The sequence below is a fragment of the uncultured Gelidibacter sp. genome, from assembly GCF_947500795.1.
Taxonomy (GTDB): domain Bacteria; phylum Bacteroidota; class Bacteroidia; order Flavobacteriales; family Flavobacteriaceae; genus Gelidibacter.
This window is the reverse complement of the sequence record NZ_CANMTE010000008.1, coordinates 41,597-56,700: the sequence shown is the minus strand read 5'-3', so window position 1 is coordinate 56,700 and position 15,104 is coordinate 41,597. Positions and strand designations below refer to the sequence as shown.

At 38.4% G+C, this 15,104-nt stretch carries 16 protein-coding genes and 1 tRNA gene; 13 read left to right on the top strand and 4 right to left on the bottom strand.

Annotated elements, in window-relative coordinates:
* Positions 1 to 82: 82 nt before the first annotated feature.
* Together purE and Q0947_RS14480 are read right to left on the bottom strand one after the other, a co-directional pair.
* Positions 83 to 565 carry a 5-(carboxyamino)imidazole ribonucleotide mutase gene (purE, locus tag Q0947_RS14485; RefSeq protein ID WP_299399317.1) on the bottom strand — a complete coding sequence of 161 codons (483 nt, stop codon included), beginning with the start codon at positions 563 to 565 and terminating at the stop codon, positions 83 to 85.
* A gap of 57 nt (positions 566 to 622) precedes the next feature.
* Positions 623 to 1,777, bottom strand: coding sequence for a 5-(carboxyamino)imidazole ribonucleotide synthase (locus tag Q0947_RS14480; protein WP_299399313.1), 1,155 nt, complete (start codon positions 1,775 to 1,777; stop codon positions 623 to 625).
* 155 nt (positions 1,778 to 1,932) lie between these two features.
* Here Q0947_RS14480 and Q0947_RS14475 point away from each other — a divergent pair, with 155 nt between their 5' ends.
* The 7 genes from Q0947_RS14475 to Q0947_RS14445 all read left to right on the top strand — a co-directional run bounded on the left by Q0947_RS14475 (position 1,933) and on the right by Q0947_RS14445 (position 7,769).
* Complete coding sequence (locus Q0947_RS14475; RefSeq protein WP_299399310.1) at positions 1,933 to 3,042, top strand: adenylate kinase; 1,110 nt, start codon at positions 1,933 to 1,935, stop codon at positions 3,040 to 3,042.
* A 123-nt stretch (positions 3,043 to 3,165) separates the two neighbouring features.
* Positions 3,166 to 4,164: a GTPase ObgE gene (obgE, locus tag Q0947_RS14470; protein ID WP_299399306.1), complete on the top strand. Its 999-nt coding sequence runs from the start codon at positions 3,166 to 3,168 to the stop codon at positions 4,162 to 4,164.
* A 94-nt stretch (positions 4,165 to 4,258) separates the two neighbouring features.
* Positions 4,259 to 4,975, top strand: a complete 717-nt coding sequence (locus Q0947_RS14465; RefSeq protein WP_299399302.1) for an ion transporter — start codon at positions 4,259 to 4,261, stop codon at positions 4,973 to 4,975.
* Between the two features lie 93 nt (positions 4,976 to 5,068).
* Entirely contained in the window at positions 5,069 to 5,794 is a 726-nt protein-coding gene (locus Q0947_RS14460; RefSeq protein ID WP_299399299.1) for an SDR family oxidoreductase, read from the top strand.
* A gap of 98 nt (positions 5,795 to 5,892) precedes the next feature.
* Positions 5,893 to 6,423, top strand: a complete 531-nt coding sequence (locus Q0947_RS14455) for a DUF4136 domain-containing protein (RefSeq protein ID WP_299399295.1) — start codon at positions 5,893 to 5,895, stop codon at positions 6,421 to 6,423.
* 198 nt (positions 6,424 to 6,621) lie between these two features.
* On the top strand, positions 6,622 to 7,527 hold the full coding sequence (locus Q0947_RS14450; protein WP_299399292.1) for a Two component regulator three Y domain protein: 906 nt from the start codon (positions 6,622 to 6,624) through the stop codon (positions 7,525 to 7,527).
* Positions 7,528 to 7,696: 169 nt separating this feature from the next.
* Positions 7,697 to 7,769: transfer RNA gene (locus Q0947_RS14445), tRNA-Met, on the top strand.
* On the opposite strand, the gene Q0947_RS14440 is transcribed toward Q0947_RS14445, so the two are convergent.
* Together Q0947_RS14440 and Q0947_RS14435 are read right to left on the bottom strand one after the other, a co-directional pair.
* Positions 7,729 to 9,294: a recombinase family protein gene (locus tag Q0947_RS14440; RefSeq protein ID WP_229991308.1), complete on the bottom strand. Its 1,566-nt coding sequence runs from the start codon at positions 9,292 to 9,294 to the stop codon at positions 7,729 to 7,731. The two genes, Q0947_RS14445 and Q0947_RS14440, sit on opposite strands and share 41 nt — an antisense overlap.
* Positions 9,295 to 9,354: 60 nt before the next feature.
* Positions 9,355 to 9,516, bottom strand: coding sequence for a hypothetical protein (locus Q0947_RS14435; RefSeq protein WP_165826534.1), 162 nt, complete (start codon positions 9,514 to 9,516; stop codon positions 9,355 to 9,357).
* Between the two features lie 630 nt (positions 9,517 to 10,146).
* Between Q0947_RS14435 and mobA the strand changes: the two genes are divergently transcribed.
* The 6 genes from mobA (at position 10,147) to Q0947_RS14405 (ending at position 15,085) form a co-directional block, all read left to right on the top strand.
* Positions 10,147 to 10,581: a conjugal transfer protein MobA gene (gene mobA, locus Q0947_RS14430; RefSeq protein ID WP_066679312.1), complete on the top strand. Its 435-nt coding sequence runs from the start codon at positions 10,147 to 10,149 to the stop codon at positions 10,579 to 10,581.
* A 4-nt stretch (positions 10,582 to 10,585) separates the two neighbouring features.
* Positions 10,586 to 11,851: a conjugal transfer protein MobB gene (gene mobB / locus Q0947_RS14425; protein ID WP_066679310.1), complete on the top strand. Its 1,266-nt coding sequence runs from the start codon at positions 10,586 to 10,588 to the stop codon at positions 11,849 to 11,851.
* A gap of 159 nt (positions 11,852 to 12,010) precedes the next feature.
* On the top strand, positions 12,011 to 12,670 hold the full coding sequence (catB, locus tag Q0947_RS14420; RefSeq protein ID WP_066679309.1) for a type B chloramphenicol O-acetyltransferase: 660 nt from the start codon (positions 12,011 to 12,013) through the stop codon (positions 12,668 to 12,670).
* Positions 12,671 to 12,851: 181 nt separating this feature from the next.
* Positions 12,852 to 13,406 (top strand): TetR family transcriptional regulator, encoded by a 555-nt coding sequence (locus tag Q0947_RS14415; RefSeq protein ID WP_299399269.1) that lies wholly within the window; start codon positions 12,852 to 12,854, stop codon positions 13,404 to 13,406.
* Complete coding sequence (gene fabF / locus Q0947_RS14410) at positions 13,406 to 14,650, top strand: beta-ketoacyl-ACP synthase II (protein WP_299399265.1); 1,245 nt, start codon at positions 13,406 to 13,408, stop codon at positions 14,648 to 14,650. The genes Q0947_RS14415 and fabF overlap by 1 nt, the downstream gene beginning before the upstream one ends.
* Positions 14,651 to 14,707: 57 nt before the next feature.
* Entirely contained in the window at positions 14,708 to 15,085 is a 378-nt protein-coding gene (locus tag Q0947_RS14405; RefSeq protein WP_299399260.1) for a nuclear transport factor 2 family protein, read from the top strand.
* The last annotated feature ends 19 nt before the right edge of the window (positions 15,086 to 15,104 follow it).

The following is a 15,104-nucleotide window of genomic DNA, read 5'->3' as shown; positions in this document are numbered from 1 at the left end:
CACAGTTTTAAAGAAGTTTTTTTAAATAAAAACCTCTATTAGTTGATTAATAGCAAGAGAACCTCGACTTTGTCGGGGTTTTCTATTTCAACTCCTTAGCTGTTTCTATTACTTTAGCTTTTAAATCTTCTTTATAAGCAATAATTCTTTCCTGAACTTGAGCATCAGAACTTCCAATGATTTGTGCGGCTAAGATCCCTGCGTTTTTAGCGCCGTTTAATGCTACGGTAGCTACCGGAACACCGCCTGGCATTTGAAGAATGGATAGGATAGAGTCCCAACCATCAATAGAATTACTGCTTTTAACAGGAACCCCAATTACTGGCAATGGCGATAATGATGCTATCATTCCTGGTAAATGCGCGGCACCTCCAGCACCTGCAATGATTACTGAAAATCCGCGTGTGTGTGCGTTCTTTCCATAATCGAATAATTTTTCAGGAGTTCTGTGAGCTGAAACAATATCCACTTCAACGTCTATGTTGAATTGTTTTAAAATATCAATAGCGTCTTGCATAACTGGCAAATCGCTTTTGCTTCCCATAATGATTCCTATTTTGCTCATATTTATGTTGTTGTAAAATTCCGAAACCTCGGATTTTATAATATAATTGATTCGTTTTTATTGGCTAATTACCTTGATGAGGTTCTTAACGTCTTCTGCAATTTTACGCGCGCTGTTCAAATCTTCATTAACAATGGTGACATGTCCCATTTTTCGGAAAGGTCGTGTTTGCTTTTTTCCGTAGATATGAGGCGTTACACCTTCCATAGCCATTATGTCTTCAATATGCTCATAAATGACATCTCCAGAATAACCTTCGGCTCCCACAAGATTTACCATGACGCCCGCCACTTTATAATCTGTTTTACCTAATGGTAAATTTAAAATAGCCCTTAAATGCTGTTCAAATTGAGATGTGTATCCGGATTCAATAGTGTGATGACCGGAATTGTGAGGTCTCGGCGCTACTTCATTGACAAGAATTTCATCATCTTGAGTTTGAAACATTTCAACCGCCAATAAACCTACGTGATTAAAAGCTTCAGAAACTTTTAGCGCTGTTTCCTGAGCCTTTTTTGCCACGTTAAAATTGATTCTTGCAGGACAAATTACATATTCTACTTGGTTGGCTTCTGGGTGAAATTCCATTTCTACAACCGGATATGTTTTTACGTCTCCGTTTGAATTACGACTTACAATAACCGCAAGTTCATTTTTAAATGGAACCATGGTTTCAGCAATACACTCACCATCTTGCAAATCTTTTAAATCTGCTTTGCTTCGTACAACTTTCACGCCGTTACCATCATAACCAAATTGCGCGGCTTTCCATACAAACGGTAATTGGAGACCGCCATTATCAATAGCATCTTCAATTTCTGATACGTATGCAAATCGTACAAAATCAGCCGTCGGTATATTATGGTCCACATAAAATAATTTCTGTGTGGCCTTATTCTGAATAGTTCTTAAGGTTTGAGAAGAAGGAAAAACCTTGATGCCCTTCTTTTCCAAAGCCTCCAGAGCGTTCACATTAACATTCTCAATTTCTATAGTCAGTACATCTACATTTTTACCAAAATTAAAGACGGTATCATAGTCCATTAAATCACCTTTTGTAAATTCATTACAGGCAATTTTAGAAGGCGCTTCGTCACTTGGGTCAAGAACACAGGTGTAAATATCAAACTTTCGAGTTTCTGTAAGCAACATCTTGCCTAATTGGCCTCCACCAAGAATACCAAGTTTAAATTGAGAAGAAAAATAATTCATGTTTAAGGTTCTTACAGAGAAAAATCAGTTAAATTTAGCTCATTAATAACGCAAAAGTACGTTTAAACTCTGAAAACTGTAAATCATATCACAATTTTTCGGGCGTAAATTTTAAATCAAAAAGCGTATCTTTACATCTTTTAAAAACTAAACCATTGATCAAACTTCACGATTTATATTTTAAGCCCTTTATTTCTGAAAAGGAAATTGATGCTGCAATAGAAAGAATGGTCGGGGAAGTAGCAGCCGATTTAAAAGAGGAAATTCCGGTATTTGTAGGTGTTTTAAACGGATCATTCATGTTTGTGAGCGATTTTGTAAAAAAATACCCAAAACCGTGTGAAGTTACTTTTATTAAGTTAGCGTCCTATGAAGGTGTAAAATCTACAGAAGATATTGAGCGATTGATCGGGTTGACGCAGGATTTGACTGGTAGAACTGTTGTGATTCTTGAAGATATTATCGATTCTGGAAATACGTTGGAGGAAATCCACCGTATTTTCCAAAATGAGAAAGTCAAGGAATTAAAAATTGCCACACTCTTCCATAAGCCTGAAGCCTATAAAAAAGATTTTAAACTACATTATATTGGTATTGATGTTCCCACTAAATTCATTGTTGGTTACGGATTAGACTACGACGGATTGGGAAGGGATTTGCCAGCAGTATATCAATTAAAAACCACACAACACATGACTAATATTGTCCTCTTTGGACCTCCAGGTGCTGGGAAAGGAACCCAGGCTAATTTTTTGAAGGAGACCTATAATCTCGTACATATTTCCACTGGTGATGTGTTTAGATATAATATTAAGAATAAAACTGCTTTAGGAATGCTTGCCAAATCCTTTATGGATAAAGGTCAATTGGTTCCAGATCAGGTAACTATTGATATGCTTAATGCGGAAGTAGAAAAAAATGCGGGTGCTAATGGATTCATTTTTGATGGATTTCCAAGAACCAATGCGCAGGCAAAAGCTTTGGATGAATTAATGGACGCTAAAGATTCGCAAATTGATGCGATGATTGCGCTTGAAGTTGATGATGAGGTTTTGGTGGAGCGCTTGTTGGGCCGTGGAAAAACCAGTGGTAGAGCAGATGATGCTGATGAGCAAATTATCAGAAACCGTATTACTGAATACTACAAGAAAACAGCCATTTTAAAGGATTATTACATGGCTCAAGATAAATATTGCGGGGTGGATGGCGTAGGTGATATCTCAGAAATCACAGAACGCTTGACTAAAGTAATTGATACATTATAGTACATTCCTGAGTTGGTCACCCTTAAATATTTGGGATTATAAATTTTAATAAATAATGAATTAAAACTTCAATGTTGAAGATTTAATGTCATTAAAAAAATGCCACAATAGTGGGAAGTGAACATGACTGAAGGAAATTTTGTTGATTACGTAAAAATGAACGTGCAATCCGGAAACGGAGGTAAAGGTTCTATGCACTTGCACCGCGAGAAATTTATTACCAAAGGAGGACCTGATGGTGGTGATGGTGGCCGTGGTGGCCATGTCATTATTAGAGGTAATGAAAACCAATGGACATTATTCCATTTAAAATTCAAAAAACACGTTAGAGCAGGGCATGGCGAGCACGGAAGTGCTTCCAGAAGTTCTGGTGCTGATGGCGAAGATGTATATGTAGATGTGCCGTTGGGAACTGTGGTGAAAGATTTTGAAACCAATGAGGTTATTTTCGAAATCACTGAACATGGTGAAGAACGAATCATTGTTGAAGGTGGAAAAGGTGGACTTGGAAACTGGCATTTTAAAACGTCAACAAACCAAACGCCACGCTATTCTCAACCTGGAATTCCGTTAAGCGAACGCGATATTCTTTTAGAGCTTAAATTATTGGCAGATGTAGGTCTTGTAGGTTTTCCAAATGCTGGGAAATCGACGTTACTGTCTGTGATTACTTCAGCAAAACCCAAAATTGCAGATTATGAATTTACAACCCTAAAACCAAATTTAGGTATTGTAGAGTATCGTGATTTTCAGTCTTTTGTGATGGCGGATATTCCTGGAATTATTGAAGGTGCTGCAGAAGGAAGAGGGCTTGGTCATTACTTTTTAAGACATATTGAGCGAAATTCCATTCTATTATTTTTAGTGCCTGCTGATGCTCCAGATATCCTAAAACAATACGAGATTTTATTGGATGAATTGCGACGCTATAATCCTGAGATGTTAGACAAAGAACGTTTTGTGGTCATTTCTAAAAGTGATATGCTCGATGCTGAACTTGAAGCAGAATTGAAAGCAGAACTTGATAAAACCTTACCAATAGAGTACATGTTTATTTCGTCTGTTGCCCAAAGAGGCATCACAGAATTAAAGGATAAGCTATGGAAGATGTTGAATGTTTAAACATTGAATAGGGAGCATTTCCATTTTGAAACACAATTAAAAATCGAATATTTATCTGTCATTGAGCAGTTTTATAGTATAGAAAAACCAGACAATGAAAGAAAAGTTTAGAGATGTTATTGATAGTAGAGAGAACAGGGTAGGCCGTATATTTTCGCTTGTCATACAAGTGTTAATTATGGTTTCTGTCATTACGTTCTCTATGGAAACGCTGCCCGATCTTGAACCACAAACACGAGCTATCCTCCATTATATTGAGGTTTTTTGTGTCCTTATTTTTACCATTGAATATATTATCAGAATATATATAGCGGAACATAAGCTGAGATTTATTTTCAGCTTTTTTGGAATCGTCGATTTTCTCGCCATCCTGCCGTTTTATTTAGTTGTAGGCGTGGATCTTCGCTCCTTAAGGGCTCTGCGCTTTTTACGCCTTTTCAGGATTTTGAAATTGGTACGCTATAATCGTGCGATGAATCAATTTTCCAGAGCCATCAAAGGTGCTAAAGAACAGATTTTCCTGTTCATTTTTATCACCTTAATCCTTATCTATTTTGCTGCCGTTGGCATTTATTATTTTGAACATAAGGCGCAACCAGAACATTTCGCTTCTATTTTTGATAGTTTGTGGTGGGCGATAATCACCCTAACTACAGTTGGTTATGGCGATGTGTATCCTATTACCGTTGGTGGGAAGGTATTTACCTTCTTTATTTTGATGATTGGTTTGGGTATTGTTGCAATTCCGACAGGTATCATTTCTTCGGCCTTGACCAATTCTGTTGACAAATCTAAATCTGAGGAGAATTAATCTGCCTCGTTCCTCAAAGTTTAATACAATTTTAGGAATTCTAGCATAGTCTTCATTTTTACGTTTCGTAACTTTGGTTAAAACCAAAATAGAATGAAATATTTAAAAGATAAGGTTGCCTTAATTACAGGCGGAACCAAAGGAATTGGGTATGGCGTTGCCTTGAGTTTAATGAATGAAGGAGTTAATGTTGCCATCACCAGTAGAGATGAAGCCAGAGCCAAAGAAGCGGCAGAAAGTCTGGAGAAAGCTTCTAAAACTTCAGCGAAGGCATTAGGCCTTAAGGCTGATGTTAGAAAATATGAGAGTCAACAAAATGTGGTGAAACAAGTGCTTGCAGAATTTGGACAATTGGATATTGTAGTTGCCAATGCAGGATTGGGTCACTTCGCGTCTATTGAAGACTTGACGCCAGAGCAATGGCAGGAAACTATAGATACGAACCTTTCTGGGGTATTCTATACCATCAAATCGAGTGTGGAGGCTCTGAAAAAATCCAAAGGGTATTTTATCAGCATTTCAAGTTTGGCAGGAACTAATTTCTTCGCAGGTGGTTCCGCATATAACGCGAGTAAATTTGGAGTGACCGGCTTTACGCAATCGGTCATGTTAGATTTGAGAGAACATAATATTAAAGTGAGCACTATAATGCCAGGTTCTGTATCTACACATTTTAACGGGAATGAGCCAAATACTAAGGATGCTTGGAAAATTCAAATTGAAGATATGGGCGAATTAGTCGTAGATCTTGTAAAAATGAACGAGCGCACCTTGCCGAGTAAAATTGAGGTGAGACCTACAATGCCACCAAGTAAATAATAACTAGTGGATGATCAATTCCCAATAGTGTGTCTCGAATTCTGTTTTTCTTAGCGTTGCGTACGCTTCAAAATTTAGTATCTTTAAAATAAAACATCATGAAAAAAGGACTTTTGCTATTGGGAGTTTTTCTATTCGTTTTTTCCTGTGCGCCTGTGCGGGTAAATTATGATTATGAAAAAGGCACAGATTTCAATGCCTATAAAACCTATAATTATTACGAAGCGATGGATATGGGCATGAGCGAATTGGATTCCAAACGACTCTTGGATGCTTTAGATTCGGGTTTGCAGGCTCAAGGAATGCGATTGTCTGACACGCCAGATTTTCTGATTAATATAAAAAGCAGTCAGTACCAGGAAGCCCAACGCAATAATGTTGGGGTGGGCGTTGGTGGCAGCGGAAGAAATGTTGGTGGTGGAATTTCTATTGGGATTCCTGTTGGCCAAGCAAAAATAAACAGGGAGATTGTGATCGAATTTGTAGATGATTCAAAGTCAGGTTTGTTTTGGCAAGCGGTAACCGATAGTAATTATAATCCGAATGCGACTCCAGAGGCTAAGGAAACGCAATTTCAGACCCTTGTTGCAAAGGTGTTATCTGCTTATCCGCCAGCTCCTAAAAAATAGGATTTCGCGTGCTTATTTACGGTTTTTCAGATATAAATCTTCTTAATTGGAGGGATTGATTTAAATCTGTATAGTATTGAAAATCAGTATAAAGTGATTTTACTGAATTCATGATTGTGCATTTCATCGAAAAAAATTGGTTTTTCATCGATATTATAATATATTCGTTTCTATAATATTGCAACCAACTCATTTTTCATGAAGACCATTACACTAACCTTGTTTTCCTTATTGATGACCATCGTATCTTTTGGTCAAATATCAACTCAAGAAAAAAATGCCCTCCTTGCGCTTTATAATGCAACCCATGGCAACGCGTGGCAAACCACATGGAATCTTGAAGCTCCAGTTGATACGTGGTATGGCGTGACCATTGTGGACAATAAAGTGTTGGCCATCAATTTAGATAATAATAAACTTGACGGTACACTGCCAAGTGAATTGGGAGACTTGGTGTATCTGGAAGAACTGAATTTATTTAGAAATTCAATTTCAGGAACAATACCTCCTTCCCTTGGACAATTAGGCAGCATAAAGACGATCGATATTAGCTTTAATAAGTTGGAAGGTGCTATTCCGGTGGAATTAACAACTTTGAATTCTTTAGAGACCTTACGCTTGTACATGAATAACCTTACGGGCACCATTCCTAGTGCGATTGGTAATCTTGAAAACTTAAAGGTATTGGAATTATATAGCAACAATTTAGGCGGTGCAATTCCAACGTCAATTGAAAAACTTAGCAATTTACAGGAGCTGCTTTTGAGTAGTAATGCATTGGTTGGGAAATTGCCTTCTGATTTTTCTAAACTTAAAAATTTAAAAGTACTAAGTGTTTTTGATAACCAATTATTGGGTGTCATTCCTTCATCTATTGGCGATTTGGTGAATTTGGAAGAGTTAGTGCTCTCTAACAATGCGTTTTACGGTGAGATGCCATCTGAATTAGTAAAGATCACAAACCTTAAAACCTTACTTATCGGGAATAACAACTTTAAAGGCGATTTAGCTCAATTAGGAGAAAAGTTTCCAAACATGGTAGCCTTTGATTATGAAAATGCAAGTTCCGGCGGAGTGCTTGCGACCTTAGATACAGAAGATTAGCCTTAGTACACATATGAGTTGAGCTCCTAACGTAAATAGTTAGGAGTTTTTTATTTAAAATAACTTTTGAAATCAAAAAAAAGCTCTTATATTTGCAGTCCTAAAATGATACAGTCGGCATTATGAACCGAAAGTTAAAAGCTAAGCGCGTCATTTTTTGATTACACATCGCGGGATAGAGCAGTAGGTAGCTCGTCGGGCTCATAACCCGAAGGTCACTGGTTCGAGTCCAGTTCCCGCTACTAAACAGGACAAATGAAATTTACTTTCGTTTGTCCTGTTCTTTTTTTGGAGTAATCCGTTGGTTATCTGAAAGATATAGTTTGCGATTACATTCATTCGAGCGGTTCGATAAGTTTTTCCGTCAAACTCCAATTTTTCGGGGAATATCGAACCAATTATATCCCGTCTTGTTCTGATTTCGCCCTCGCTGTACATTTTAGGAATGCTTTCTATGTATTTCAAAGCCCTGTCCAAAGACTTTTCTACGTTGATTTTCTTGGTATCAGAACCGTCCTTGCTCAACTGTTCTTCCAAACTCTCAATCCGTTTCCTACACTCATCTTTGATTTCGAGATATTCCTCGTCATCAATAATTTCAGACAGCAGTTTGTTGCGTGCTACTGATAACCTTGCATTCAGTTTATCTATTTCCTGTGCAATCTGTTTCTTTTCGTCAAACGGATTTTTTGCGAATTTCTTGTAGTTGTCCAACAGAAGTCTTTTTACTATTTGAGAAGTACCGTTCAACGCAAACTGTCGCATACTCTTTTCAAAAATATCGTTGGCTAATTCGGCTTTTTGACGAAAGCCACAAGAGGAAACACAATGATAGTAGTAATAACGGCTTGTTCTTCCTTTGGAAGCACTTCCCGTTAGGTTGCGACCGCATTCGGGACATACCAAGAAACCACGTAGGGGCAAGTTCTCGTCTGAAAGTATTTTGGTATTGGGACGTTCTACCCTTTTGTTTCCGTCCAATATCAGTTGTACCCTATCAAAGAGGTCTTTGGATATAAGTGGTTCGTGCTGACCCTGCACCAAATGTGCTTCTTCGTCCTTGAATTTGGCAATGAATATCTTACCGTAGTACAGCGGATTGCGTACGGCAACGTGAAATGCACTTCGGCTTATAGTTGTCTTGTGCAACTTATTCATTTTTTGCCGTACTTGGTCACAGGCAAACACGCCTTTGGCTATTTCGTTGAAAGCCCACAGCATAGCTGTTGCTTCAGGTTCTTTCGGAGCAATGTATTTTCGTCCGTCCTCTTTGCTTCTATTGATATATCCAAAAGGTGCTCTACCCATCAAACGCCCCTCTTTCCTTGCCCTACGCATACCGTAGAACGTATTCAATGCTCTGCGGTCATTCTCTACTTCGGGAGCAGAAAGATATATGGCAAGCATCATCTTGTTTTCGGGAATGGAGAGGTCTAACGGCTGTTCTACCGCCTGTGGCTCTATACCAAGTTTGTTGAGTGTGCTAATCATTTGATAAGCATCGCCAGCATTACGGCTGAACCTGTCCCATTTGGTAAACAGGATAAGGTCAGTTTTTGAACTTCTCTTTTTAAGGCTGTTCAATAATCTTGTCCATTCGGGACGGTTAAAGGTCTTGGCGGAATGGTCTTCATAAATAACCTGCCCAACAGCAATCTTATTGGTTGCACAGTATCTTTTCAGGCGTTCCTCTTGGTCACGCTGTGAATATCCCTTGTCCGCTTGTTCATCGGTGGAAACACGTATGTATAAATCGGCTCTTTTCATAGCTAATCATTTTTAAGTGGGTATTGACTTTGTGTGGGATTAGCTAAATTACAAAATAAATCATTCGGTGTCAAAGCATTCACGGATAATTATCATTGTGAGGTTGTACAAAAACTCCATAATCAGTTCGGCTGTTTCCTGTTCCACGTCAATACCGACCTCACGGAGAAGCTCCATTGCTTCCTCGATAGGTATTTTTTCTATTTCTTTTCTCTCCTGCATCGCCTAACTCGTTTTGTACTGACTAAATTAATCAGGTAAACAAGTCGGGCTTCCAATGTTGCAGTGAGAGGTAGCATTTGGCGTTCAGTTGCCAAATATTATTATGAAAGAAGTTAAAATCATATTCAAAAAAGAATAAAAAGGTAGCAAAGATAAGGCGGACAGCCACCGCACCGCCCACCAAAAGACTACGGCATAATGGCTTCGCCACCCTTCGGGACTTATTCCGTTTCCTTTTGGTTTTTCCGCTTGTCCGCCTTGTTAAAATGGCTTTCTTTTTTTTCTGTTTTTTTCTTTTGGAAAATAATTTTAAGGGGGAGCAACGCATCGTCAAGATAACCCCCAACCCAAATAAAAGTGGCAGTCAGTGGCACTATTTGGCGTTCATTGTCGTGACTGTAAACAGCTGTTTTTCAAACAGTCTTGCCGAACTTTGCAAATGGAAGCGGTTGGTTTTTTCGGCTAACTCCAATCCGTTCCGCAGAACGGATTTTCTGAACCCCTGTTCAGAGCAAGTTATCTTTTGAGCTACTCGGAATAAATTCCGCATCTCAAAAGCACTTGCCCTTGCAGGTGGCTGAAAACCGCTCCGAAGTCGCAGTTTTGGTTTAACATTAAAATGATTTGATTATGGAAGAAGTGAACAGAAAACAGATTAAAAAGACAGGAAGAAAACCGAAGAACGACCCTGCGGTACATCGGTATTCCATCAGTCTGAACGCAGAGGAAAACGCCAAGTTCCTTGCCCTTTTCGACCAATCGGGAATGAACATAAAGGCACATTTCATTACGGCTTGTATCTTTCAAAAGACGGTAAAAACCGTAAAAATTGATATGAATGCGGTAGAATACCACGCAGGATTGACCAAGTTTTTCGGACAGTTCAGAGGAATAGCAACCAATTACAATCAGATTGTAAAGCTGTTGAACACACACTTTTCGGAGAAAAAGGCATTGGCATACCTCTACAAATTGGAAAAACAGACCGCAGCAATGAAAGAATTATTGCTCAAAGTTTTAATCCTTACCGCAGAATTTGAAAAGAAATACCTAAACAAAGAGTAAAGAAATGGTTGCAAAAATCGGAAAGGGAAGCAATATGTACGGAGCTATTTTGTACAATCAGCAGAAAGTGGAAACGGAAAACGGAGCGGTTCTGTTGCTGAATAAGATACCCGACACAATGGACGGTAGGTATTCCGTTGCGTACTTCAACAAGTGTTTTGAGCCGTATCTGTCTGCCAATATCCGAACGGAAAAGACGGTACGGCACATTTCATTGAACCCCGACCCGAAAGACACGGTAAGCGATGAACAGTTTACCGAAATGGCACAGGAATATATGGAGCGTATGGGTTACGGCAATCAGCCGTATATCGTATTCAAACATACGGACATTGACCGCACGCATATACACATCGTTTCGACCTGCGTGGGCATTGACGGCAGGAAAATCCCCGATGATTACGACCACCCTCGCTCAATGGCTATCTGTCGGGATTTGGAAACGAAATACAATCTGCACAAAGCTACCGAGCAGGAACAGAAACACGACAGCAGAAATTTCAAAAAGGTAGAACAGCAGAAAGGCGATATAAAAAGCCAAATAGCTTCGGTAGTGCGACACCTGCCGAAGTATTACCAATATACAAGCATTGGGACATACAACGCTTTGCTTTCGTTTTTGAATATTACGGCAGAGGAAATAAAAGGCGAACGCAACGGAGAGCCTGTACACGGATTGGTATATTTTGCTTTGAACGACAAGGGAGAAAAGGCAAGCAAACCGTTCAAAGCATCTTTGTTTGGCAAGCACGCAGGAGTAAACGGATTACAACGGCACTTTGAACAATCCAAAGAGAAGATGAAAACCAACCCTGCGAAGTCTGTTCTCAAAAATTCGGTGGAACTTGCCATTCACACCACAAACAGCGAAAAGGAATTTAAAAAGCAACTTGCCGAACAGGACATTCACACCGTTGTCCGCAGAAACGACAGCGGACGGATTTATGGTATTACTTTTATTGACAATGGTAGCCGTACTGTTTGGAATGGCTCGCAGTTGGACAGAAACCTGTCGGCAAATCTGTTTAACGATTGGTGGAACAACGGAAACAAACCCGCATTGAAAGCACAGGACAGCCCTGTTTCCGATACGAACACGATAGACCACCAACCGACCAAAGACCTTTTCGAGTTTATCACGCAGGAACATTCGCACAGTTCTGATTTGGGATTGTTCAGCCTGTTGCCCCAAGCACAGGGCGAAGATTACGAGGAACAGGATTTTGCCAATAGAATGAAGAAAAAGAAGAAAACAAGACAAAAAAAATAATAGAGATTGTCCTTATTTTCAAAACAAGTTTTAAAATTACTTACCTTTGTTGTATGAAAAAATCAGATTAGCATATTTTTAGGAACATATAATCTCTGTCAAGGCAATAGATGTTGCCCTGACATTCTATTGAATTATTTAATAATAAATGCTAAAAAGATGAATTTTTTCGATAGCCCATTTAAGGGCAAAATAATTAGAGACCATATTACCAACCCCAATATCACGGCTGGGAAATATTCCTACTATTCCGGTTATTATCATGGACATTCTTTTGATGACTGCGCTCGCTATTTATTTCCAGATAGAGATGACGTTGATAAATTGGTCATAGGTTCATTCTGTTCCATAGGTAGCGGTGCAAGTTTTATAATGGCGGGCAATCAAGGGCATCGACATAATTGGATATCCAGTTTTCCCTTTTTTTATATGCCGGAGATTGAAGCATTCAATAAAGCAATTAACGGATTTGAAAACGCGGGCGATACAGTTGTCGGTAATGATGTTTGGATAGGGAGCGAGGCAATGATTATGCCGGGAGTGAAGATCGGTGACGGGGCGGTAATCGGTAGTAGGTCATTAGTCACCAAAGATGTTGCCCCTTACACTATTGTCGGCGGAAACCCTGCAAAACCGATTAAAAAAAGGTTTTCGGACGAAGAGATTCAGATCCTGTTAGATATCAAGTGGTGGGATTGGGATGAAGACATATTGACCGAAGCGATACCTTTAATTTGTTCAGGCAACATACAGTCTCTTTTCGATTTTTACAACCAAGTTGTAAAAATCGAAAAGAGAGATTTCCCGTATTGTTTTTGACTTATATGTAACAACTGCGAAAAGCTTTTCAGTTTTATTGCTGAAAGGCTTTTTTTAATGTAGAATTTGAAAAGGAGTATTTGAATAAAGAAATCATTACAAAAATCAAAAAGAGAGAAGTACGAGCAAAATTTTTAAGATTATCTACCTATTAGTAGATAGAAATTTATATCTTTGCGTTATGGAAACAAAAGAAAAAATAGTAACCGAAGCCATAACATTTATCACGACAAGAGGGACAAATGCTTTTAGTTACAAGGATATATCTAAAGAAATTGGCATTAAAACTTCTTCTATCCATTATTATTTTCCGACGAAAAATGATTTGATTGTAGCTGTTTTAGAACATGTTATTCAAAAAAATAAAGAAGACAGAAAACGAAACAATTACAGCAATATGAAATCGGCTTTAAGAGGTTATATAGATGAACATATTTTAATAAGAGAGCAAAATAAAGTCTCAATAATTGCTGCATTAGCGGCAGATATAAACACTTTAGAGCCTCAAATCAAAGCGATATTAAACAATTATATAGAAGAAGAGATAGATTACTTAGCACACATTCTGGATAAAGGAGAAAAAGAAAAACTATTCGTTTATAAAGCAGCACCACGCATTCAGGCTTTAATGATACTGACGAATCTATTGGCTATTTCAAGAATATCGATGATAACTGAAAAAATATATTTTGACGAAGTATCCCGGCAAATATTAATTGATATAGAAAAAAAATAATGGAAAGAGTAGTAATTACAGGATTTGGAGCATTAACGCCCATTGGAAATAACGTAGATGATTTTTGGCAATCGCTTTTAAAAGGTGTTAACGGTGCTAACCCCATTACAAAATTTGACACATCAAAATTCAAAACGAAATTTGCTTGCGAACTCAAAGGCTTTGACCCATTAAACCATATTGAAAAAGCAGAAGCAAGAAAATACGATTTGTTTACACAATATGCTTTAATTTCCGTTGAAGAAGCAATTAAAAATGCCAACATCAATTTTGAAACGCTGAACAAAAACCGTATTGGCGTTATTTGGGGGTCGGGAAATGGTGGTATCGGCACATTTCAACAGCAGGTAACTGAATTTGCGCAAGGGGACGGAACACCACGTTTTAGCCCTTTCTTCATCCCGAAGATGATAGTCGATATTGCTTCGGGCATCATTTCGATAAAATACGGGCTTCGAGGCATAAATTTTACAACTGTTTCAGCTTGTGCAACTTCCAATACCGCAATCATTGATGCCTTTAATTATATCCGTTGGGGCAAAGCAGATATGATAATAACAGGCGGTTCGGAAGCGCCTATCAACGAAAGTGCCGTTGGTGGTTTCAACGCGTCAAAAGCATTGTCAACCTTAAATGAAAATCCGCAAATGGCATCACGTCCTTTTGACATCAACAGAGACGGTTTTGTTATGGGAGAAGGAGCAGGTGCAATCATTTTGGAAAGCTATGAACACGCTATAAAACGAAACGCTCCAATTATAGCCGAGATTGTTGGCGGTGGTATGGCTTCAGACGCATATCATTTAACAGGTACGCACCCAGAGGGAGAAGGGGCGTATTTAGGTATGGTTTCAGCATTGGAAGATGCAAACATTTCCGCTAATGATATAGATTATCTGAACACACACGCTACATCAACACCACAAGGCGATATGAGCGAATTAAAATCAATGGAAAGACTTTTCGGCAGACAAAGTAAATTAAATATTAGTGCGACAAAATCAATGACAGGACATTTGTTAGGTGCTGCAGGGGCAATTGAAGCAATTGCTTGCATTAAGGCGGTTCAGAATGACATTGTTCCGCCAACAATCAATTCGGTAGATATTGAACCCGAATATAGGGATATATTTAACTTGACGTTGCACCAATCACAACAACGGCAAGTGAACTACGCAATGAGTAATACCTTTGGTTTTGGCGGACACATTGCCACCAGTATTTTTAAAAAATATGCTGAATAAAGAGTAGGACAACCGGCAGACCGCATAAACAATGTAACCCATAAATAATAACAAAATATGACAGCCAGAGTAAACATTATCAATAACTACATCGATGGATACAACCAATTTGATATTGAAAAAATGGTTGCAGACCTTGACGATAATATTGTTTTTGAAAACATCCAAAATAATGAGATCAGTTTATCATTGAAAGGGTTAACGGCGTTTAAAGAACAGGCGGAAACCGCAAAAACATACTTTACAAAAAGAACGCAGACCGTTAAATCGTTTAAGCATTTTGACAACAACACGGAAGTAGAAATTGCTTATAAAGCAATTTTAGCAATGGACTTTCCGAACGGCTTAAAAAAAGGGCAAGAGCTAAAGTTGTCCGGAAAATCCGTGTTTGAATTTGAAAAAAATAAAATAATTAAATTGACAGACATTAGCTGAAAACCAGCAAACAACAGTT